Annotated in this window: 22 protein-coding genes; 4 read left to right on the top strand and 18 right to left on the bottom strand. The window is 36.7% G+C overall.

What is annotated here, in order from left to right; all coding sequences use genetic code 11:
• The first annotated feature begins 53 nt into the window (after positions 1-53).
• Complete coding sequence (locus IGK96_RS05355) at positions 54-449, top strand: DUF3224 domain-containing protein (RefSeq protein WP_085443266.1); 396 nt, start codon at positions 54-56, stop codon at positions 447-449.
• Positions 450-558: 109 nt separating this feature from the next.
• Complete coding sequence (locus IGK96_RS05350) at positions 559-1,740, top strand: multidrug effflux MFS transporter (RefSeq protein WP_002365813.1); 1,182 nt, start codon at positions 559-561, stop codon at positions 1,738-1,740.
• A 35-nt stretch (positions 1,741-1,775) separates the two neighbouring features.
• On the opposite strand, the gene IGK96_RS05345 is transcribed toward IGK96_RS05350, so the two are convergent.
• Complete coding sequence (locus tag IGK96_RS05345; RefSeq protein ID WP_104846714.1) at positions 1,776-3,611, bottom strand: LTA synthase family protein; 1,836 nt, start codon at positions 3,609-3,611, stop codon at positions 1,776-1,778.
• A 208-nt stretch (positions 3,612-3,819) separates the two neighbouring features.
• Between IGK96_RS05345 and IGK96_RS05340 the strand changes: the two genes are divergently transcribed.
• Both IGK96_RS05340 and IGK96_RS05335 read left to right on the top strand, forming a co-directional pair.
• Entirely contained in the window at positions 3,820-3,969 is a 150-nt protein-coding gene (locus tag IGK96_RS05340) for a hypothetical protein (RefSeq protein ID WP_002357118.1), read from the top strand.
• 150 nt (positions 3,970-4,119) lie between these two features.
• Positions 4,120-4,479: an iron chaperone gene (locus IGK96_RS05335; RefSeq protein WP_002400669.1), complete on the top strand. Its 360-nt coding sequence runs from the start codon at positions 4,120-4,122 to the stop codon at positions 4,477-4,479.
• A gap of 199 nt (positions 4,480-4,678) precedes the next feature.
• Here the strand turns inward: IGK96_RS05335 and IGK96_RS05330 are convergent, their stop codons facing one another.
• The 17 genes from IGK96_RS05330 to IGK96_RS05250 form a co-directional block, all read right to left on the bottom strand.
• A complete protein-coding gene (locus tag IGK96_RS05330; RefSeq protein ID WP_002360043.1) occupies positions 4,679-5,029 on the bottom strand; it encodes a DUF2200 domain-containing protein in 351 nt (116 codons plus the stop codon).
• 73 nt (positions 5,030-5,102) lie between these two features.
• Positions 5,103-6,107 carry an SIS domain-containing protein gene (locus tag IGK96_RS05325; RefSeq protein WP_010707391.1) on the bottom strand — a complete coding sequence of 335 codons (1,005 nt, stop codon included), beginning with the start codon at positions 6,105-6,107 and terminating at the stop codon, positions 5,103-5,105.
• The gene (locus IGK96_RS05320) at positions 6,101-7,177 is read right to left on the bottom strand and encodes an SIS domain-containing protein (RefSeq protein WP_010707390.1); all 1,077 of its coding nucleotides are present in this window, start codon (positions 7,175-7,177) and stop codon (positions 6,101-6,103) included. Before IGK96_RS05320 ends, IGK96_RS05325 begins: the two co-directional genes overlap by 7 nt.
• Positions 7,178-7,187: 10 nt before the next feature.
• On the bottom strand, positions 7,188-8,021 hold the full coding sequence (locus IGK96_RS05315; protein WP_002384383.1) for a PTS system mannose/fructose/sorbose family transporter subunit IID: 834 nt from the start codon (positions 8,019-8,021) through the stop codon (positions 7,188-7,190).
• Entirely contained in the window at positions 8,002-8,793 is a 792-nt protein-coding gene (locus IGK96_RS05310) for a PTS mannose/fructose/sorbose/N-acetylgalactosamine transporter subunit IIC (protein ID WP_002357107.1), read from the bottom strand. The genes IGK96_RS05315 and IGK96_RS05310 overlap by 20 nt, the downstream gene beginning before the upstream one ends.
• Positions 8,794-8,808: 15 nt before the next feature.
• Positions 8,809-9,279: a PTS sugar transporter subunit IIB gene (locus IGK96_RS05305; protein WP_002357106.1), complete on the bottom strand. Its 471-nt coding sequence runs from the start codon at positions 9,277-9,279 to the stop codon at positions 8,809-8,811.
• Positions 9,280-9,290: 11 nt separating this feature from the next.
• On the bottom strand, positions 9,291-9,710 hold the full coding sequence (locus tag IGK96_RS05300) for a PTS sugar transporter subunit IIA (protein ID WP_002389037.1): 420 nt from the start codon (positions 9,708-9,710) through the stop codon (positions 9,291-9,293).
• Positions 9,711-9,781: 71 nt separating this feature from the next.
• Complete coding sequence (locus IGK96_RS05295) at positions 9,782-12,553, bottom strand: sigma 54-interacting transcriptional regulator (protein WP_070416109.1); 2,772 nt, start codon at positions 12,551-12,553, stop codon at positions 9,782-9,784.
• Positions 12,554-12,696: 143 nt separating this feature from the next.
• On the bottom strand, positions 12,697-12,912 hold the full coding sequence (locus IGK96_RS05290; protein WP_002357102.1) for a hypothetical protein: 216 nt from the start codon (positions 12,910-12,912) through the stop codon (positions 12,697-12,699).
• A 211-nt stretch (positions 12,913-13,123) separates the two neighbouring features.
• Positions 13,124-14,485 carry a deoxyguanosinetriphosphate triphosphohydrolase gene (locus IGK96_RS05285; RefSeq protein WP_002371997.1) on the bottom strand — a complete coding sequence of 454 codons (1,362 nt, stop codon included), beginning with the start codon at positions 14,483-14,485 and terminating at the stop codon, positions 13,124-13,126.
• A 16-nt stretch (positions 14,486-14,501) separates the two neighbouring features.
• Positions 14,502-15,326, bottom strand: coding sequence for a toll/interleukin-1 receptor domain-containing protein (locus IGK96_RS05280; RefSeq protein WP_085443265.1), 825 nt, complete (start codon positions 15,324-15,326; stop codon positions 14,502-14,504).
• 354 nt (positions 15,327-15,680) lie between these two features.
• Positions 15,681-16,979, bottom strand: coding sequence for a phosphopyruvate hydratase (gene eno / locus IGK96_RS05275; RefSeq protein ID WP_002357098.1), 1,299 nt, complete (start codon positions 16,977-16,979; stop codon positions 15,681-15,683).
• Between the two features lie 131 nt (positions 16,980-17,110).
• Complete coding sequence (gene tpiA / locus IGK96_RS05270) at positions 17,111-17,866, bottom strand: triose-phosphate isomerase (RefSeq protein ID WP_002362045.1); 756 nt, start codon at positions 17,864-17,866, stop codon at positions 17,111-17,113.
• Between the two features lie 48 nt (positions 17,867-17,914).
• Positions 17,915-19,108 carry a phosphoglycerate kinase gene (locus IGK96_RS05265; RefSeq protein ID WP_002357094.1) on the bottom strand — a complete coding sequence of 398 codons (1,194 nt, stop codon included), beginning with the start codon at positions 19,106-19,108 and terminating at the stop codon, positions 17,915-17,917.
• A gap of 126 nt (positions 19,109-19,234) precedes the next feature.
• Complete coding sequence (gene gap, locus IGK96_RS05260) at positions 19,235-20,236, bottom strand: type I glyceraldehyde-3-phosphate dehydrogenase (protein WP_002357093.1); 1,002 nt, start codon at positions 20,234-20,236, stop codon at positions 19,235-19,237.
• 39 nt (positions 20,237-20,275) lie between these two features.
• Positions 20,276-21,313 carry a sugar-binding transcriptional regulator gene (locus IGK96_RS05255; protein WP_085443264.1) on the bottom strand — a complete coding sequence of 346 codons (1,038 nt, stop codon included), beginning with the start codon at positions 21,311-21,313 and terminating at the stop codon, positions 20,276-20,278.
• A gap of 420 nt (positions 21,314-21,733) precedes the next feature.
• Positions 21,734-22,612, bottom strand: a complete 879-nt coding sequence (locus tag IGK96_RS05250) for a YitT family protein (RefSeq protein ID WP_002357090.1) — start codon at positions 22,610-22,612, stop codon at positions 21,734-21,736.
• Position 22,613 lies beyond the last annotated feature (1 nt).

The raw sequence follows: 22,613 nt of genomic DNA, 5'->3' as shown, positions 1-22,613 counted from the left end.
AATAGTGCGCTTCCCGCTACCCTATTCTTATTAATAAGAAAGAAGGGACAGCAATGGAGCAAGCATCATTTACTGTATCTAGTTGGCAAGAACAACCGATTGACAATCTTAATGAAAATTTCCCAGTGAATCAAGCGAGCGCTACTTATCAATTGTCAGGCGCCTTATCTGGGACAGCTTCTGTGGAATACTTAATGACTTATCAAGGCTCTTCAATGGCAGATGGGCTTGAAGCTGTGGCTCAAGTGGTCGGTTTCCTACATTTCGAAGGAACTTATTTAGGAAAAAAAGGCACCTTTATTGCTTGCGAAAAAGGGACGTTTACACAGGGTCTTTTAGACTGCCCAGGTGAACTATTTCAAGCATCAGGTGAGCTTGCCGGTTTATCCGGTCGCTACACTTATGAATTTAGTCAAGAAGAAGCGCTTCTTCATTTAGACTTTGTATAATAAAAAATTTCAAGGAAAGTTGGTGACATTATTTTACTTATTTTAAATTTGGCGGTTGTAAAAGACAATGGGTGTTTTTGATTAGATTAAACTTTTAAGGAGAAAAATCATGAAAAACACCCGAAACACCGTCCCATCATTACTAATTATTATTTTGCTTGTGGGATTTCCACAAATCAGCGAGTCGATTTTCACACCCATTTTGCCAGCGCTTAGTTCTGCTTTTAACATTCACGATAGCGTAGCACAATTAACCATGAGTATTTATTTTGTTGCCTTTGCCGTTGGCGTTTTATTCTGGGGAATTTTATCCGATACGATTGGACGTCGCCCAGCTATGTTATTAGGAATTTTATGCTATTTAATTGGAAATATTGGCCTTTTTTTGAGTCCGACATTTCCTTGGCTGTTATTCTTCCGTTTAATTCAAGCATTTGGTGCAAGCGTTGGTTCTGTCATTACCCAATCAATGATGCGGGAAAGCTTTAACGATCTTCAAAGAGGGAAAATTTTTGCTCAAACAAGCGCTGCCCTATCGCTATCTCCTGCCATCGGACCCTTAGTCGGCGGACTTGTTCAAACCTATTTTGGCTATCAGCATGTCTTTAGCACCTTAATTGTCATGGCTGTTCTATTACTTTTCTATAGTTTTTATCGTTTACCAGAAACCTTTCACTTAGGAAATACCTTAACGAAAGCGCCTTTTTGGTCCGTGGCGAAACGCCTTTCCTTCGACTCGAAAGTTTGGTGCTACGGCTTATTGATTGGTGGCATTAATGGTTTATTGTTTAGCTACTATGCAGAAGCTCCGTTTATTTTCATCAATCACTTTGGCTTTAGCAGTGTCCAATATGGCTTTCTTGGTTTAGTTTTAGCTGTGTCTAGTATTCTTGCTGCAGTTCTTATCAATTGGTTGCTGGGATATTGGTCAGCGGAAAAAATTGCCTTTGCTGGTTTGCTGCTAAGTATCTTTGCGGCTTGCTGTTTATTAATAATGACACAATTTGAAACAATCATTGGTCTTATTTTGTTTATTTTCCTCTTTTTCTTAGGGATTAATATTACTTTGCCCAATGCCTTAAGTATGGCCTTAAAAGGCTATGAATCTGTAATTGGTACTGCCAGTGGGATTTTTAGTTTTGTCTATTACTTGTTTGTTAGTTTCTTTACCTATTTGATTAGTTACTTTCACAATGGTACCATTTGGGTCTTACCGCTTTACTTTTTAAGTTTTGCTTGTCTGTTAGCTTTCAGCTATTATGTCATTGTTTATCGTAAAACTTTAAAATAAAAATCAAAAACACACGAATATTTCGTGTGTTTTTTTTAGCTAAAAAATTGATTTTCTAAACTATATTGCTTCCCTGAAACAATATCATATTGAATCAGTCGGTATTCCTCATATAGTTGTTCTTGCTTTTTATTCATTTCTACTGTTTTTTTCCATTCCCCACCGAGATAGTAATTCCCCTTTTCAAAAGCAGGCAATTGTTCTTGTACCTCATTTAGCATAGCGTAAAATCCCGATTGCGGTAAGCCACTTTGTTGGAAAAGTGAGGGAGCAAAATAAAATGGACTAATGGTTGCTTGATGCTGATTTTTTTCTGTTAACTGGTTCGCCGTATCATACATTAGAAATTCTGTCTGGTGAAGGGCTGCCCCTTCATTCAACGCTTGAATGTTTTCATCATAAATACTTGGTAAGTGATCTCCCCAAAAAACGACTAATGTGCGTTTGGGCATTTTTTCGATTTCTTGTAGGAAATTTTTCAAAGCTTCGCTACTGTAGGCAATATCTTGCAAGTAATTATTGAGCGCGACTTGATTGCCGTTTCCTTGAGAAAAATAATTGGACGTTGTGTATTTATTTTCATAGGGCATATGTGTTTGCATAGTAACTAAATGAATGAATTGCGGTTGCTCTTTTTCTTTAAGCAGTGTCGTCACTTCCTGATACGCTGCTTGATCTGAAATGTAAGGATTATTTTCTAGTTTATCCGTATAGTTCATTGTTTTTTCATTGATAAATTGATCAAAACCTAAAATTTTATACACATCTTTTCGTTTATACATAGATGTATTGTACGGATGAATAGCCGTTGTTTGGTACTTTTGTTCCTTAAGTAATGAAACAATGGAAGGCAATTCCGTCATCTTAGGAATCATCATCGTATAAGGTGTAGTCATTTGGGCATTCATTAATTCCATCGAAAAACTTGTTAGGGCTTCAAATTCAATATTCGCAGTTCCGCCCCCGTAGTTTTGTGAAAGCATCTGGCCACTGTAAGTTTTATCAGCGATTTGCTGATAATCAGCTAAAGGGTTACCAATAATGGACAAACCTTTCAGATGATCTGGATTTGAAAAACTTTCACTCATGACAAACACAATATTGGGTTGCTCATTGCTCGGCACTGTTTTCGCCTCGGCCAACTTTTGATATTTCTGAGTAATTTCTGAAATAGCTTCTTTTGAATAACCCTTTGGTTGGTCCATAGCCTCTACTTTTAAATTATATAGAAAACCACCAATAAATCCTGTATTGTAGTAATTCATTTTTTGGCTGTAAGGAATCCATAACGCGGTTTTATTATAGGCTTTACGTAACAAATTTTGCGGATTGTTAAAATCACCAATATATGAAAATAGACCAATCGAAAGAACAAGACTTAACACACGAATCGTTTGTTTTTTCTTCGATAAAAAGAAACTTTTATAAAAGGCTTTTCCTAAGAAAAAAAGTGCTACACAACCTAACGCTACCACAAAAATAAACGGCCATAAACCAACCATTTCTTTTAATAAACTAACTTCTGTGATCATTTTTAAGTCGTCTGGGTAAATAGGTTCGACACGATAAAACATCTTTTGATAGTCCGCAAATCCTAAAACACCTATTATGACACTATATAAAAGAGCGCCAACTCCTAATGAACCTGCCAAACTACATAAAAAAAGTAAAAAAACACTTAGCACAAAACAACCTAAGAAAAACTTTTCCGTATGCCACGAAAAAGCAAACTTGAAGGCTAAATCAACAGACAAGTTATTCTGACACCATTGCAGATATAAATTACTAAAAATAATTAATATGATGAACCCGATTCCATACAGAAGATTGCGGTAGGGCCATCGTTTAATTTTCTCAACTCTCTTTTTCACATCGATCTCCTATTCAAAAACTAGTAATGTATTTATTTTATGCTTCTTGAAAAAGAATGTAAAGAAGTAGCTAACAAAGAAGTCTAAGGAATAGTAAAGAAAAAATGTTATTTGTTGCAAAAATAATTTTCCAGTGGTATAGTAACAATGGAATTTCGTTATCAGTTATCGTCGCCTTTTTAGAGTACTTTATGAAAGGAGAATAACTATGACTTACAAAGTAAAAAACATTCAATACCGTATTCAATTAGACACAGACAAAAATATTTTCATTGTTTTTGATGCAAAAAATGAAAGTAAAACAGCAACTGGTCACACAATTGAAGAAGCAATTGCACACTTAAAACAATTAAACTAAGGAGTGACAAACATTTCCATGCAAGACCCTTTAGGTAGTTATTTAAGCTAAAAGCCGTTTAGTAAAGAAAAAATACTAGACGGTTTTTTTGTATCCTCTTCGCCTTTTATTTTTTACATAGTATACTGAAACAAACGGAGGTGTTTTTAGATGACCATCATTGCAAACTATATACGCCAGCAATCCCAACATCAAACACAGTTAACAGAAATCTACCAAGCAATTTTAGCGGTTGTTCCTCAGGAGACTACTGAAAAAATTGCTTATGGAATGCCGACCTTTTACTTAAATGGCAATTTAGTGCATTTTGCGGCGGCCAAGCAACATTTAGGTTTCTATCCTACGCCATCAGCCATCCAACGTTTCAGCAAAGAATTACGCCCTTTTAAAACCTCGAAAGGTGCCATTCAATTTCCCTACACGCAAGAGTTACCTCTTTCGTTAATACAGGAAATAGTTAAATTCCGTGTACAAGAAAACATGAAGAGCGTGGGACAAAAATCACTTTGAATTTTTGTCCCACGCTCAAAAACTGATAAACGGCGGGAACAGAAGCAACTCCTTCGGAAATAAGCCGAAATTCTCCAAAAATTAAAGAACAATTTTCGGAAATTCCTTCTTATTGCTGAGAAACACTATTTGCAAAGCAAATAGATGTTAAACAGTACCTACTTGGTTCTCGGAGTTAAACACTTCTGTCCCGACCTCTTCATGTTCTTAAAATTTTTTCCATCGCTTTTCCCTTGGCCAATTCGTCGATTAATTTATCTAGGTAACGGATTTTTTGCATTAAAGGATCTTCAATTTCTTCCACGCGATAGCCACAAATTACGCCTTTGATCAATTGGGCGTTTTCATTAAAATTGGGTGCTTCTTCAAAAAATGTTTCCATCGTTACTTTTTGAGCCAATTGTTGTTGCAAGCCTTTTTCATCATAACCAGTTAACCAATAAATAATTTCGTCAACCTCCGCTTGCGTTCGATTTTTACGTTCTGCTTTTTGGATATATAGCGGGTAAACACTGGCAAAGGTCATTGTATAGATTTTCGGTTTTGTCATTGGTTTTCCTACTTTCTGAAGTATTCTCTCTTCAGTCTACCACAGGCTTGCTGGAAAAAGAGGCTATTTTGTCTTAGTAATCAAATTGACGATAATAACGACGAATCTCTAATGGGTGACAATTTAATTTTTCTACATGCGCATCAATGCGTTGCGTTACCGCATGCATTAGGAGAAATGAAATAACTCGGCCACGATATTTTTCACTAATTCCTGGAAGTTCATACGCTTTCGAATCAATAATTGTATAATTGGCACAGATTTTCGGCAATAATTTTGCTACTCGTTCTGCCAACGGTCGCTGCTCGTCTTCTCCAATAAACAACGTTACTGGCGTAGTTTCATCTACAATTTCTAGCGTTCCATGTAAGAACTCTGCTGCATGAATTGATTTTGAGCGAAGCCAACTTTGCTCTTCCCAATAGCACATTGCATAAGAATAGACCGCTCCCCATTGGTTCCCTGCGCCAATAAAATAGTGAATGCTATCATGACGATGTTTTTCCGCAAAATCTAAGCCAAACGCATCGGCACTTTTTTCGGCTTCAGCTAAACCTGTAGGCAAATATTCTTCCAATTCTTGGTAATAATTTTCGTAATCTGTAAATTCGTTGTTTTTTTGCATTAAACGATCAGCTACCATAAAGAACTTGATTTGCTCAGTTCCTGGAGCTGGATAAGTCACCACATAATCACATAAATCTGCTAAAAGACTGTCTTTTGCATCGATAAAACCAAATAACGTTGCGCCGACCTTTTTGATTTCTTGAACGGCTTGCACCACTTCTTGTGTTGTCCCAGTAACGGAAGACAAGATGACGAATGATTTTTCTGTTAAACGTTTATTGCCTGTTGTGTAATACTCAGCAGCATGTTGAACATAGATTGGTAAATTACTTTTTCCATTCGCATAAGTAACTGCTTGCATGGCTGAAGCATAAGTACCGCCGATTCCTAAATAATAGACCGCATCAAATCCTTTCGTCCAAACTTGATCAACAACTTTTTCAACATCTGAACGCAAGGCTAAGGCACCTCGTATGTCTTTGATTTGTTGTTCTTCATTAAATTTTAACATGGCTGATTTCCCTCTTTCTTTGCTATTTTACTTTTTAGGACACAATCAAAATCATCAAAAATCCGTTGAGATAAATCAATTCCTTTACTTGTAGCTACTTGATACGCCAAATATTGAAATGGAATAACTAACAATAAAGGACTAATTTTTTCTTCGACATCACTTGCTAAACCTAACGTATTTGATGCTCGCGTTGAACGCGTTGTAATTGTGTAACATTGGCCAACATAACTGGCTAGATAATTTTTCAAGGCTTGGCTACGTGCTTGAATAGGACTTTGATTTTCAATAAAAAACAAAAGATGTGTAGTATCCGCTTCAAGATAAGGCCCATGCATATAGGCTTCGACTTCAAATCCTTGGGAAGGTAAGCGAACTGTTTCTGTAAACTTCGTCTCAAACTCTTTCGCCGTACCAATATTGGGCCCATAACCAATTGCGATAAATCGTGTCCCCTCTGTTAATTCTTTTTTCGTTTTTTGCCAAAATTGTTCGGTTTTATAAATCACCGAATCGATTTCCTGAATTGCTTTGGCAAGTTTTGCTAATTCTTCTTCAACCTCTACTTTTGTTAATTGATGCTTTTGATAGCCCAGTTTCAAACCAAATAGAAATAAATTTAAAAGTGTTGCCGTATAGCCTTTTGTGACAAAACCAACTGTTTCAAGCCCCATTTTTAAATCCAGGACTTCATCCACAACCTCCGTAATCGGGCTGGTGACATCACTTGTCAAGGCCACTGTTTTTACAGACGTTTGGTTTTTAATTTTTGCAATGGCATCAATTGTTGAAGCACTTTTACCACTTTGCGAAACCGCTACGACCAGATCAAACCGATCATCCACTTTGCCATAATGAGCAAAATTGAACGGCTCTTGGATTTCCACATAAATAGGCGCCACTTCTTCAAGGTAAACTTTAGCCGCCTGACAAGCATTATGTGACGAGCCAGTTGCTAAAATTAGACAGTGCGTGACCTTTGAAACGTCTGTATCAGTTAATTGAAATTGGTTAAGAATCTGAGTTAGGGCTGCTTGCTCCTCATTTATATAATCCAGCATCGTTTTCATATTTTGCCTCCTAAAATAGACCAATTAATGAGCCAAGAATTCCGACAATTGCCATGCCACCTAAAATCGCTAAAGGTTTTACTTCTTTTTTCAATAAATAAAAAACAAAACCAAAGGATGCAAGCGGTAATAATTTAGGCATGATATCGTCAAAGATACTTTGAACCGTGACTGCATTTTTGCCACTTCCGCTGATTGTAATCGGGATAGTTAAATCAATCATGGAGGCGGTCATAGCACCTACCACCATCAAGCCAATTATTGAAGCGCCTAATGTGAGACTTTCCATCATGCCATTTGCTTGAATTTTTTTGAGAAAACCAGTTCCTAATTTATAGCCCCAACGATTCAGTAAATAACGAACAATCACATGGGGGACGTTAAAAATGAGTAAAAATAGAATTGGCCCTAACACATTCCCTTGTAAAGCTAACGAAGTTCCAACACCTGTTGCAATCAAGCGTAAGGTTCCCCAGAAAAAGGAATCACCTAAACCAGCTAAAGGTCCCATTAACGAGGTTTTAATACTATCGATTGTTCCAACTTCAAAATTTTCGTCCAGAACATTTTCTTCTTCCATTGCAGCATTAATTCCTAAAATAAACGTCACGATATGCGGCGTGGTATTAAAGAAAGCAAGATGCCGTTTTAAAGCTGCCGCCATCTCTTCTTTTTGAGGATATAATTTCTTTAAAATAGGGATCATGGCATAGACATAAGCCATATTCATCTGACGTTCATAATTCCATGAAAATTCCATTTGGAATGAACGCCAAAAGACTTGATTAAGTTCTTTTTTTGTAATTAAGTTTTCTGTCTTAGTTTTAGAAGTCTTCGTCATCATCAATTACCTCCCCACTTGTTGTTTGTATTGTTTCATTCTTTCCTTTGGCATAATTCATGATATTCACAACAATTACTGCTGTAATGGCACCCAAAATTGCTACTCCTGTTACAGGTAACTTAAAGTAAGCCATTAAGACAAAGCCTAAAAAGAAATATGGCGCCACTTGTTTGTTAATCAGTAAGCGTGCAAGCATCGCAAATCCTAGCGCTGGAATAATCCCAGTTGCAACAGACAACCCATGTTGAATAAATTCAGGGATCAGATCAAGTAAGCCTTTAATGGTGTTGCTGCCCACGGCAAATGAAATAGTTACAATGAGCGCTAGCATGAACGATAAGCCAAAGCCTGCAAGTAAATGCATGCGCTCCACCCCTTTATATGCTCCTTCTTCAGCATACTGATCAGCTTTTTGACTCATGATTGGGATGAGCAAACCCAAATAAATATTTTTAAGAATCAACGTTAACGTTGCGATTGGCAAGCCTAAGACTAAGGCTGTTTCTGTTCCTGCGCCAGCAGTAATAGCAAACGCTGTACCAAGAATCCCACCAGTCACTACATCAGGTGGGATTGATGCGCCCACTGAAAAAGAACCGATGAAAGCTAACTCTAAGGTCGCGCCCATGATTACGCCCGTTTTGACATCACCTAATACAATTCCGACAAATAAACCGGTTACAATTGGTCTTGAAAGCAACGAGGTTCCTAAAGCATATTCCGACTGCGCAATAAAAGCGATGCAACCTAAAAGAATCGCTTGTCCTATCATTTGTATTTCTCCTTTCTACAAGACATTTAATGCTGCTACTTTTTTGTCATTTGGGACTTGTCGAATTTCAACTTCACAACCATTTGCGACCAATTCTTTAACCATTTTTTCTTCATCCGGTGTGATATTAATTGCTTTAGAAATGTTTCGAGTATTTTCCCTTACTTTCATCCCTCCTAAGTTAATTTCTTTTATTTCTGGATAAGCAGTAGCCAATCGATAAGCATCTTCTACACTCTCAACTACAATAAAAAGTTTGTATTTTTCTGTAACACCACTTTTTAGTGCGGCAATCGCATCTTCAATCGTTTTAATGACCAGTTTTACTCCTGCTGGCTTAGCTAGCTTAATGGTTGTTTTTCGAATATCATTTTTAGGTACGTCATCATTTGCGATTAAAATACAATCGGCGCCTAAGCCTTGGGTCCATGAAAAAGCCACTTGACCATGTAACAAGCGATGATCGACTCTTAACAATTTAATCATTTCATTTCCTCCTAAAATTCTTCTTCTAAAATTTCTTTACTAGATAACTCATTACAATAACAAAGACTTTCTTGTCCGTTTTCAACGGCACGTTTTACTAAATCAACTAATGAATCAACAGTATTTATTTGGGTATATATTTCAATTAATGTTGCTAAATTTAATCCTGAAATTAAATGCATTGCTTGTTTCCCCACATAATTAAAGAATTCGTTATTCACGCTTCCGCCAAATAGGTCTGTAATCACAATTAATTCATTTTGTTGATTGTTCTTTAAAATGTCTTTGACCGTCTTGGCTAAATCATAAGGTTGTTCCATATAAGCGCAAAGACATTCCACATTCTTTGTTTCACCACAAATTAAAGCTAATGATGTCTGAATCCCTGCAGCGAAATTACCATGTGTTGCCAGAATAATTTTACGTTCCATTTTCTTCACCTCACTTACTTCTTTATATAGCAAAAAGAGTGCCAAAAAAGTGGCACTCCCTCCTTTTTATTTTAAAAATCGCTTTCTGCGTTGTTAAACTCCGTTTTTCCAAACAACACATCATAGACATAAAAAAGCTCCGATTCAGGTATATTGACACTATAAACTTTTTCAATGACACTAAACGCCTCTTTTAACTCTTGCAAGACCGTTCTTTGACACTGCTTTAATTGTTCGGCGCCATTATAATTTTCAATAGGTTCATTCCGGATTAATCGTTCAATTAAACAACTGACATGGACATATACCGCTAATTTACGATCATTTTGAATTGTTTGTTGCCACCGCTCTTCTAATTGAATTAAAAAGACTTCTACTTGTCGAATAATTTTTTCTGTATCTAAAATCGTCACTGATTGAATGACCCGATCTAATGAAAAGTTACGAATCAACTCATGATTTACATAGGACAGCATATCTTTAGTTAATTCTCTCTTTGTCCATTCTAAAAGGGTCGTAATTCCTTTTCCTGCAATCAACTCTTCTAAAGAGATATACGGGAGGTCATTTGAAGACGGGTTGTTTGTACCGATGATGCCGACAATCTCATATTCTGGAAAACTTTCTTTGATCGACTCTGCATTACGTAATTGATTATATTCACAAGGAATAATCTTTAATTGTGCTTCCGCAGGTAAACTTTTTCCAAGTAAATCTCTAATTTTAACGGCTGTGCCAATTCCGGTACTACACGTTGTTAAAATGACACGTTCCGTTTTATTTTCAGGTAATATGATTTCCCATTCATTTGGATGAACCGTTAACGCTTTTTGGGGCAATTCTTCAAAAGAAACTTCGTCTTTAATGGCTTCTCCTATAGACAGAGCCAAGCTTGTTGTCACATTATTCATTAATAAAAAAGGACCTTCTTCTTCTGCCGGAAAATACTGATAAATTTCTTTCAATGAACCCATATCAAAAAGAATTACTAAACCATTCCTCGTTTCTTGACGTTCCATATAGTGAATTAAGTGTTCGGAAATTTTTTTGGGAGTAACATCTAACGGCATGTCAAACGATTGAAAAATTGGCACATCTAACAGCCGATTTGCAACATTCGCAATACTACTTGCTGTGGCATATCCGTGGGCAACAATCACCGCTTTCGGATAGTGACTTTCCTTTACTGAACCCGAATAGTGAAGATAAATGGTGACAATAATTCGATCCATCTGGGATAGTTCAATATCTAATGAACGTTTCACTAAAGTTAACAGTTGTTCAGCGTAGCCATAACTAGTTGCTAATTTAGTTTGAACTTCTGTTAAAAGTTCGTCAATGACTGTTGTAGGTTCTTTTTCTGGAAACCAATCAATACATCTTCGTTGAAACAGATAGGTGCTTAATGCATAGACTAAACTGCCATTAAACCGAATTTGATAAGACGATTCAATCGTTTCCAATAATTGACGGATATTTTGCGTAATAAACAATAACATTTCGTGATTTTTCTCTCGCTTCTTTTCAAATAATAAATCATCGAATAAGCGTTCAATTTCTTTCGAGATGTCGTTATTAGCAGTGGAAAGATGATGATGGTGAGAGACATAAAGACGAAGGATTCGTTCATAACTCTGGATAATTTTTCTTTGCGCAAGCTCTGTTTCCTCTAACAAACTAACCAGATTTGTTTGCTCATCTAAACGAATAGGCAATTCATTTTCATCAGGAGCTAGTCTGATCGATTGATCCAGAAATTCTTTCGGTAGATCGTGCAAAGTGATTGGAATAACACGTTTATCAAGATTGGCGGCAAAGCTGCGTGCAGTAATAATTTTTATATTATTTCTTAATTCACCTACATTGCCTACATAATGGTGGTTTTCTAAAAGTTGGATAACTTGTGGCGTGATAGTAACTGCTTTTTGAATAGCTTGCTGTTCCTCATAAAATGCTCGCATAATTAATTGTTTTCTTTCCGCTTGAGTGCGTTCAGCAAGACTTGGGATTTTAATTTGAATAGGAATTCGTCTTAAAAATGTCGTTAAAAAGGTGCTAGAAATTTCTTCAGTTGTGGCAAAGCACAACCGACACGTAACAGGAATGGGCCGATTGGTTTCACCCATTCGATAAATAATGCCCTGATCTAAAAATGTAAACAACTTTTCCTGCCCTTCAGGACTCAAACGATGAACTTCATCTAAAAATAAAACGCCCCCTTCTGCACTTTGAAAGGCCCCAATTTTATCGGAATCTGCTCCCGTAAAAGCGCCTTTAAGATGCCCAAATAATTGACTAGTTAAAAGCTCTGGATTGTTAGCATATTGCGCACAATTAACTGTCACAAAAGGTGCTGAATCGTCAAGCAGTTCTTTTGAAAGACAAAACTGATAATATAAGGATGCTAAAAAACTTTTACCCGTACCACTTTCACCTGTAATTAAGACAGGCAATCCACCGCCAGGATAAAGCGCTGCCATTTTTAATTGTTCGATGGTCTGGGCTAAACTACCGCGATAACCAATGACCGACTGAAAAAAATCACTTTTGCGATCAAAAACAGGCTGTTCATCGATCATTTCTTGGAAACTTTGATAAACAGTTCTTTTTAAAAGATAGTTTTGTTGTTGAAACGCTTCTTTATGAAAAAAGTAAACTGGTCGTGTATTGATCTTAACTAGAATCCCTTCTTCGTTTAACTGATTTAAATAGTGACTAGCTGTATTTCGTTTGATAGAAAATGTCGTTGCAATATTGCTTGCTGTGAAAATTTCACTGACTAAAGATGGTTCAAAAAAAGCTGTTTGATTGCGTAAATAATCAACAATTTGCATTTTTAACATAAAATCACCTCTCATTTATCATAACGTACCTAAAAAAAACGTCAATATTCAAAATTTCTTTTGTTATTTTTCTTTATATAAGGAGCCCATTTTTTATGTTATTTAATCACAGGAACCTGATTCTATCATTGCAGAATAGGCTTTCATTCAGTATACTGTAAATAGAGGAACAAGAAACGAATTGGATAATTAGGCACTGAAAGAACGCACCACCGTTCTGAATGTTTCGAAACACACAACAGGTTATCGAAATGGCCATTGGAGAAAAATTCCTTTTTCTCCGAGGTTAGCGATTGTGACATGTTGCAATCGTTTTTTGTCCTTAAAATGTTGAGAAAAAGAAAAAAGGCACTTTGCATGTCAGCACCACCTGACAAACAAAGCCCTTCATAGACAGCACAACCTATCTATTCCAGTTGCCTTTTTTGCTAGTTACACTAGCTAATTTTAGTGTACCCGATTTTCAGTGAAATTACTAGCATCTTTAAAATTTTTACTGAAACGATCAGCCTGTGCAATGAACTAGTTTTCTTCAGCGGCGGCAACCGCTGAGAAGCTTTTTCTCAAATTTTAAGTGAATAATGTATCATAAACTTTTTTGGCATATCCATCCGTCATATTACATACAAAGTCCACCGCCATTTTCAAACGATAATAGTCTTTTTCTGCTTCTGTAGCGTTCTTTGCTTCTCTTCTATACAACGCTTTCGCGCTTTCCGAAATATTATTAAAGATTCGCTCCTCATACTTATTCATGGAAACTTTTTCGTATTTTAGTACGACTGGAACAAATTCATCTAGTAAACGATTGATGATATTGAAGCCCAATACCTCTTGATCCAAAATTGTTTTTGTTTGAAAAACATAGGCTCTAGAAAAGTTTTTTAATGCCTGAAAGCATTTCACTTCATCACAATCTTCAATGATAATTTCATTATGATAGATACCTCTCATAATTAAGTCATAATGATTAGCAAAATTTTTCGCTACGCTTTGACAAACAGCTCTTTGTGTCTTTCTCAAAAATTCTTGTAAGGTAGCTTCTTCTGTTTTATCTTTTTCTAACATTAAAAATTTTTTTGTTCCTGTTTGCCCATCAACAAACTGCTTTAAATCTTGATAGCTGTATAAACCATAATTATAGGCATCTTCGATATCTGAAAAAGTATAGGCGATATCATCTGAGGCTTCTAGCAAAAAGACTAATGGGTGTCGCTTATTTTGTGTTCCTGTCGCAAATTTAATGGCGTTAAACACTTGTTTTTCCGAGTAAAAATAGCCAACTTTTTTAGACAAAAGCTGTTGCTTATTTAATTGATCTGAAGATGCCGTATATTTGATAACTGTATCTAATGTCGTGGCAGTTAGTTTCATTCCTGCTTTAGAAGTCCCATTATCATGATGCAGTTTTGTTAAAAGTCGGATGGTTTGAGCGTTGCCTTCAAAGTTAAGAAAATCATTTTGTTGTTGCTCCGAAAAATCAGACCAACAAGCATACAAAGGACCATTTTTTTCAAACCAAATACGAATGGCTTCTTCCCCAAAATGTCCAAAAGGGGGATTGCCGATATCATGGATTAATGCAGCTGTTTCTAACAACCGATAGCATTCTGATAATTCCATAACCTCAATGTTTCGTTCGTTCAACTGTGAAATAACTAATCTAAGTATATCCCTGCTATGCATTGCCACTTCTAAGCTATGTGTTAAACGCGTTCTTACAAAATCATTACGTTCTAAAGGAAAAACTTGTGTTTTGTCTTGTAAACGTCTAAATGCATCACTTTTAATTACTCTACGATAGTCACTATCAAAAGATTTACGAAGTTCTGTGGCTAAATCAACTTGCTTATTTAACCAGTCATTTTGATATTGTTTACCATTATCAGAAATACGATATGTACCAACCAACTGACGCCAATTCATTTTCATTTATTACCTCCTCCAATTACTCTACCTTCTCTAAATAAGAGACGTAAATATTTTTACATTTACCAATATCACTAAATTCCCGATTGTTATACGCCTTATCCTTTTTCAATTTAAACCGCACTTTTTCGCCTTCTTGAAAAGTTCCCCACGTAAGAAAAAAGAATAGCCAATGGCTTTCATCCTCTGATAGCGTGTCTAAACCTAAACTTTTAGGCTCAATTAAGCTAGGTAATTTAAAACAGTCATAGACCCCTTTTGCTGTGCCATACACAGGACGATGAGTGCTAAGAATCGTTTCAAAATATCCCTTTTCATCAGGTTTTAAATAACTTGCTTGCCGAATCAGTTGTGTCAGTTTATTTTGGAATGGCTGAATATTTTTCTCAACGTTTAGTTCAAAATCTGGCTCAGCTTGTACATCTGTGTCATGAGATAACTTTTTTAATAAGCAGTTTATTTCATTAGTACTTGTCTTATCATTAAACGCAATCGCCAAACGCTCACTGCTAATAACACCTTTCATATCTTTCATAGAAAAATTATTTAACGCAATTGGATAGTGTTTATCTGATAGCATCCAAGAAGCACCCATTTCGTTTAAACATGGAATACTCTGATAATAATGATCAGATAAAAAATACAGCATGACAGGTTGATTAGTTAGCTCCCTTTTAATCGTGTCAAAAATTAATTCTCCTGGCTGTACACCTGTTTCAATAGCGGAACTATAAAAAATATCCTGTGTTCGAAACCCAAACTTTTTCAACAATTGGATAAACGCATCCACATATTCTTGATCCTTTGAACTATGACTAATAAAAATCTTTTTCCCGTTGCTCACTACTCAACATCCTCCAAGTTAAATTTGTATTTTCATTTTTTTGTGAAATTCTATACTATTTCTTTAAGCGTACAGCGTTATCTGAAACCAGTCAATACTAAAATTATAAAATAACAATTATTTTGTTTTATTAAATTTTTATATAATGTTGTTTTGTTAATGTTTTGTTATTTTTAAACAAGTGATTATAGAGCGATGTACGGTTGAAGTTATTTCTAATCTATTTTTTTCAATATTTTTATAAATATAAAAAAAACACGCCTTTCTTTGCAGAAAGGCGTGTTTTTACGTCCGAGTATAAGGAGAATTGGTTCATTAACCAATTGTCCCTTTAAGCGTTATTCATTAAATGAATTATTTGTTTTTTAAGTTGTAGAAAGATTTTAAGCCTTTGTATTCAGCTACATCGCCTAATTGATCTTCAATACGTAATAATTGGTTGTATTTAGCAATACGGTCAGTACGGCTTAATGAACCAGTTTTGATTTGGCCAGCGTTTGTTGCAACAGCGATATCAGAGATTGTTGAATCTTCTGTTTCACCAGAACGGTGAGATACAACTGCAGTGTAGCCAGCTTCTTTAGCCATTTCGATTGCTTCAAATGTTTCAGTTAAAGTACCGATTTGGTTAACTTTGATTAGGATTGAGTTAGCGATACCTTTTTCGATACCTTCAGCTAATTTAGTTGTGTTTGTTACGAATAAATCGTCACCAACTAATTGAACTTTGTCGCCTAATACTTCAGTTAATTTTTTGAATCCGTCCCAGTCGTTTTCGTCTAAGCCGTCTTCGATTGAAATGATTGGGTATTTAGAAACTAATTCTTCGTAGAACGCGATCATTTCTTCAGTTGTTTTTTCGCCTTCGCCTGAGTCAGCTAAAACGTAAACGCCTTTTTCTTTGTCGTAGAATTCTGAAGAAGCAGCATCCATAGCAAGAACAACGTCTTTACCAGGAACATAGCCAGCTTTTTCGATAGCTTCGATGATTACTTCGAAACCTTCTTCGTTTGAACCTAAGTTAGGAGCGAAACCACCTTCGTCACCTACTGAAGTAGCTAAGCCGCGACCTTTTAAGATTGAAGCTAATGCGTGGAATACTTCTGCACCCATACGTAAAGCTTCTTTGAATGTAGGCGCACCTACAGGCATGATCATGAATTCTTGGAAGTCAATACTGTTGTCAGCATGTGATCCACCGTTGATGATGTTCATCATTGGAGTTGGTAATACTTTTGTATTGAATCCGCCTAAGTAATGATATAAAGGCACTTCTAGGTAATCAGCAGCAGCACGAGCTACGGCGATAGACACACCAAGAATAGCGTTAGCACCTAATTTACCTTTGTTAGGAGTTCCATCTAAATCGATCATTGCTTTATCGATAGCCATTTGATCGCGTACATCGTAACCGATGATTGCTTCAGCAATGATGTTGTTTACGTTATCTACAGCTTTAGTAACACCTTTACCTAAGTAACGAGCTTTGTCGCCATCACGTAATTCAACTGCTTCGTATTCACCAGTTGAAGCTCCTGAAGGAACCATTCCACGGCCGAAAGCTCCGCTTTCAGTGTAAACTTCTACTTCGATTGTTGGGTTACCGCGTGAGTCTAAGACTTCGCGTGCGTAAATATCAGTAATAATTGACATGTTTTGTCTCTCCTTTGAGTTTGTATTTATACTAAGGGGATTCCCTCATGTATGATTGTAGTTAATTCTCGCAAACTATGCAAACATTTTTTTGCAAAAGTCATTGAGAAAACGTTACCGTTAGTGATTTCTTATTTTACAGCATCTAATAAAGCTAAGAATGAATCTGCTTCTAAGCTTGCGCCGCCGACTAAAGCACCGTCAACGTTTTCTTTTGCCATATATTCAGCGATGTTTTCTGGTTTAACAGAACCACCGTATTGAATACGAACAGCTTCAGAAACTTCTTTGCCGTATAATTTTTCAACTGTTGAACGAACAACACCACAGATTTCATCTGCAATATTAGCATCTGCAGATTTACCAGTTCCGATTGCCCAGATTGGTTCGTAAGCGATAACCATTGAAGCAACTTGTTCGTTTGATAAACCAACTAAGCCGTTAGTGATTTGACCTTCGATCCATTCCGCTGTTTTACCAGCTTCATACGTTTCTAAAGTTTCACCACAACAGAAGATTGGTGTCATACCATTTGCAAAGATTGCTTTGGCTTTTTTATTGATATCTTCATCTGTTTCGTGGAAATATTCGCGACGTTCAGAGTGTCCGATAATCACATAGTTTACACCTAAATCGGCAATTGCAGCTGGTGAGTTTTCACCAGTGAAGGCACCAGCGTTTTCCCAGTAGCAGTTTTGTGCAGCTAATTTCACTTCAGAATCTTTTAGGTTCCAAGCTAAAGGAGCTAAGAATAATGCTGGAGATCCAATCACAGCGTCAACAACGTCGTTTGATGGAACAGCATTTTTTACTGCTTCTGCAAAGCTTTGTGCTTCGCTTAAAGTTTTGTTCATTTTCCAGTTACCAGCGATAATTGGTTTGCGCATGAAAAGCACATCCTTTTCTTTTTTTAAAAATATTGTCTTTTAAACTGATTATTTATCGTTAATAGAAGCTAAACCTGGTAAAGTTTTGCCTTCTAATAATTCTAAACTTGCTCCGCCACCTGTTGAGATGTGAGAGAATTTGTTTTCGTAGCCTAATTGAATTGCTGCAGCAGCAGAGTCCCCACCACCGATGATTGTTGTTGCGTCTTCTAAATTAGCAATCGCTTCACAAACACCAATTGTTCCTTTGGCAAAGTTACTCATTTCAAATACGCCCATTGGACCATTCCAAACAACTGTTTTCGCACCTTGTAATTCGTTAGCGAATAATTCAATTGTTTTTTCACCGATATCCAAGCCTTCTTCATCATCTGGGATTTCAGTTGAAGGAACCGTGTGGAAAGGAGCGTCATTGCTGAACTCTTTAGAGACAACTGTATCAACCGGTAAAACTAATTTGTCGCCAGCTTTTTCCATTAAGCTTTTCGCTAAGTCCACTTTATCTTCTTCAAGTAAAGATAAACCAACACTATAGCCTTGTGCTTTCATGAATGTGTAAGCCATACCGCCACCGATTAAAATTTTGTCGGCTTTTTCAATTAGGTTTTCAATAACAGCGATTTTGTCAGAAACTTTTGCGCCACCCAAGATTGCTACGAATGGACGTTTTGGATTTTCAACAGCTTCGCCGATGAATTTAATTTCTTTTTCCATTAAGAAACCAGCAACTGTTGGGATACCAGTTGAAGCAATTCCAACGTTTGAGGCATGTGCACGGTGTGCAGTACCAAAAGCATCATTGACAAATACATCGCCTAAAGAAGCCCAGTATTTACCCAATTCAGCGTCATTGCCGCTTTCTTTTTTGCCGTCAACATCTTCAAAACGAGTGTTTTCAAATACTAAAACGTCGCCGTCTTTCATATTGTTAACAGCGTCTTCTAATTCTTTACCACGTGTTTCTGGAACAAAAGTAACTGGTTGACCTAGTAATTCGCTTAAACGTTCAGCCACTGGTTTTAATGATTTGCCAGCTTTGTCTTCTTCTGTTTTTACACGACCTAAATGAGAGAAAAGAATTGCTTTTCCGCCATTTTCAATCACGTATTTGATTGTTGGTAAAGCCGCTACGATACGATTATCGTTTGTGATCACGCCATCTTTTAACGGAACGTTAAAGTCAACACGGACAAGGACTTTTTTGTCTTTTAAATCTACATCTTTAATTGTCTTTTTAGCCATGAGTAGACCTCCTGTATTGTCAATTTTAGGATTTTTCTTTTTTAAAAAAAGAAAGCGGAGAAGCGCGTTGCTTCCCCGCTTATTATTTCACAATTGTTCAAATTTCACTAATGATAAGAATGAATCTTATAAGTTAGCGAAGTATTCTAAAGTACGAACTAATTGAGCAGTGTATGACATTTCGTTGTCATACCAAGCAACAGTTTTAACTAATTGTTTGTCGCCAACTGTCATAACTTTTGTTTGAGTTGCATCGAATAATGAACCGTAAGTCATACCTACGATATCAGAAGAAACGATTTCGTCTGTGTTATAACCATAAGATTCGTTAGCAGCTTTTTCCATTACTGCATTTACTTCATCAACAGTAACTTCTTTGTCTAATACAGTAACTAATTCAGTTAATGAACCAGTAGCTACAGGAACACGTTGAGCAGCGCCATCTAATTTACCGTTCAATTCTGGGATTACTAAGCCGATTGCTTTAGCAGCACCAGTTGAGTTAGGTACGATGTTTGCAGCAGCAGCGCGCGCACGACGGAAGTCGCCTTTAGGATGTGGTCCGTCTAATGTCATTTGGTCACCTGTGTAAGCGTGGATAGTTGTCATTAAACCTTCAACAACACCAAAGTTGTCATGTAAAGCTTTAGCCATTGGAGCTAAGCAGTTTGTAGTACAAGAAGCGCCTGAAATTACAGTTTCTTCTCCAGTTAATGTTTCATGGTTTGTGTTGTAAACGATTGTTGGTACATCGTTACCACCAGGAGCTGAAATAACTACACGTTTTGCACCAGCAGTTAAATGTTTTTCAGCAGCTTCTTTAGAAGTAAAGAAACCTGTACATTCTAAAACGATGTCTACGCCTAATTCGCCCCATGGTAATTCTTCAGGGTTACGGTTAGCTAAAACTTTGATTTCTTTGCCGTTAACGTTGAATGAACCTTCGTGAACTTCAACTGTACCGTTGAAACGGCCTTGAGTTGTGTCATATTTTAACAAGTGTGCTAACATTTTAGCATCTGTTAAGTCGTTGATTGCAACTACTTCGATTCCTTCTACATCTTGGATACGACGGAAAGCTAAGCGTCCGATACGTCCAAATCCATTAATACCTACTTTAACTGTCATTAAAGATTTCCTCCTTATGAAAATCAAAAATTTTTTATTTTAAAGGGTTACCCCTTTTAAAATCTCGTTTGCAGCAGCTTCATCTGTGATGAGCCACGTTTGTTTTGGTGCATTTTTCATATATGCGCGAATGGCTTTGGCTTTCGTTTTGCCGCCCGCAATTGCGACGACATAGGGAATTTCTTGTAAGTTTTTTAATTGAAGACCAATTCGTGGAATTTTATAGACCACTTTTCCTTCTTCATCAAAGAAATAACCGAACGATTCTGCCACGGCATTTTTTTGTTTGAGCATAACCATTTCGTCATCAGACATTTTTCGGCGTGCCGCCATGTGCAACGCTCGACCAATACTGTGCACCACACAGTTGGCATGACTAATTAACGTAAGAACTTCTTGAATCGAGGGTTCTTGTAATAAACTATTATACGTTTCACGACTCAATTGTTCTGGGACATATAACGCCCGGTAGTTACCACCCGTTTTGTTGGCCATTACAGCACTAATTGAATTGGCTTGGACAGAAACTGCTTCACCAATCCCTCCTCTGGCTGGAACAAACAAATTATGACGGTTTTCAGTTTCTAGTGATCCCATATTTTCGGCCACCATGGCCATTGTTGTCCCACCCATAACCGCAATTGTATTCTCACCATTTGGTAAGAGTAAATTCAGCGTATTGGTTAAGACATCTCCAAAGTCCGAAAGAACTTTCTTTTGGATATCACTATCTCCTGCAACAACGATACAACGTTGAATGCCAAAGTACTGTGTCATTTCTTTTTCGATTTGGTGCATGCCAAGCAATTGATTCATGACTAATTCTAAGCCTTGGTAGACTTCCAAACCGCGTTCTGTTAATGTCATTCCGCTTTTTGAAGGTTCAATCAGGTTGAGCTGCTTCAAAACATCTGTTTCTGTACGCAAGACTCGCTCTGTAATTCCCATCGTTTCTGATAAACTTCTACGTCCAATAGGTTGCATCCAATAAATATTGCGAAGAATTTGGAATCTTTCTTGTAATACATCGAGCATATCTGGAGCAACTGCTTCAATCATTTTAAATTCTTTTAACATGATGCGCTCCTTTTGTGGGTCGAAATATGTCCAAGTAAGACTGAAAACGACCTATGAACTTTAAAAAAATAGAATTGATGTTCGTTTTTCCTACTATTTATTCATAACAGTATTAAAAGTACTTATCAATTACACACTTAGTGTACCAGTTTTTTTGGGTCTTTTCAATAAAAATGATTCTTTTTTCATCGTTTTCTTTCAAATCCAAACAAAGCATTCGTTTGCGAGAAACAATAGCGACTTATTTCCGAATAATTAGATTTAATTAAACCAAAAGCAAAGGAATTCACGAACGTCTTTCAATTAACTTCTTGTTTAAATGGGAATTTCAGGTCCTCACACAAAGCATTTTTTTACTTATTTTTCAAAAAAAGCAACGAAAGAATAGACACAGCCATTCTCTCGTTGCTTCATATCCTTTTATTTGTAATCTTCTTCGTAAAAACGTCCTAAAATTTTGACATTATCTGAGATGCTGACAAAGGCATTCGGATCGCTTTCTTTCATGGCTGCTTCTAAACTTGGCAACTCAAAGCGTGTCACAATAGTTAGCAGAACAGTTTGGCGGTCGTGGCGATATGCTCCTTCCGCTTCATGAATAATTGTAATACCACGGCGCATTTTCTTTTGAATCTCATCCACGACTCGATCTGGGTTTTTAGTGACAATCATAACTTGCATTTTCTTTTGCTTAGTATAAACGGCATCTGTGACCTTCCCACTTACAAAAATTGATAACGCACTGTAGAACATGTACTGCCAGCCAAATAAATAACCTGCAACGAAGACAATTAGTGCGTTAAAATAAATTGAAATCGAGCCAACGGAACGCCCCGTTTTTTTCCGAATGGTAATGCTTAGAATATCTAAGCCCCCAGAAGAAACCCCGTTTTTTAAAACAAAACCAATTCCTGATCCAGAAATCGCCCCACCAAAAATAGCACAGATAATTGGATCTTGAGTCATCACCGTTTGCGGAACAATATGCATAAATAATGAAGTTAAAGTCACGGTAATGAAAGTAAAAATTGTAAACTTCTTACCTATTTTTTTCCACGCAATAAAGAATAACGGCACGTTTAAAAGATACAATGTAATGGAGACAGGCACATTAAAACCGACAATTTTTGTTGAGAGGGTTGTTAAAATTTGTGCCAAGCCTGTTAAGCCACTGGAATAAATATTTCCTGGTTGATAGAAAAAGTTCATGGCAATTGATGCAAGAATAGCATAGACAATCGACACGGAAAATTTTGTTGTATAGTCATGAACTGGCAGTCCGTCATAAATTTTTTTCATA

The organism is Enterococcus sp. DIV0682 (genome assembly GCF_051712685.1).
GTDB lineage: Bacteria > Bacillota > Bacilli > Lactobacillales > Enterococcaceae > Enterococcus > Enterococcus faecalis.
Note: the sequence above shows the minus strand (reverse complement) of the source record. Positions and strands in the feature narration are given on the sequence as shown.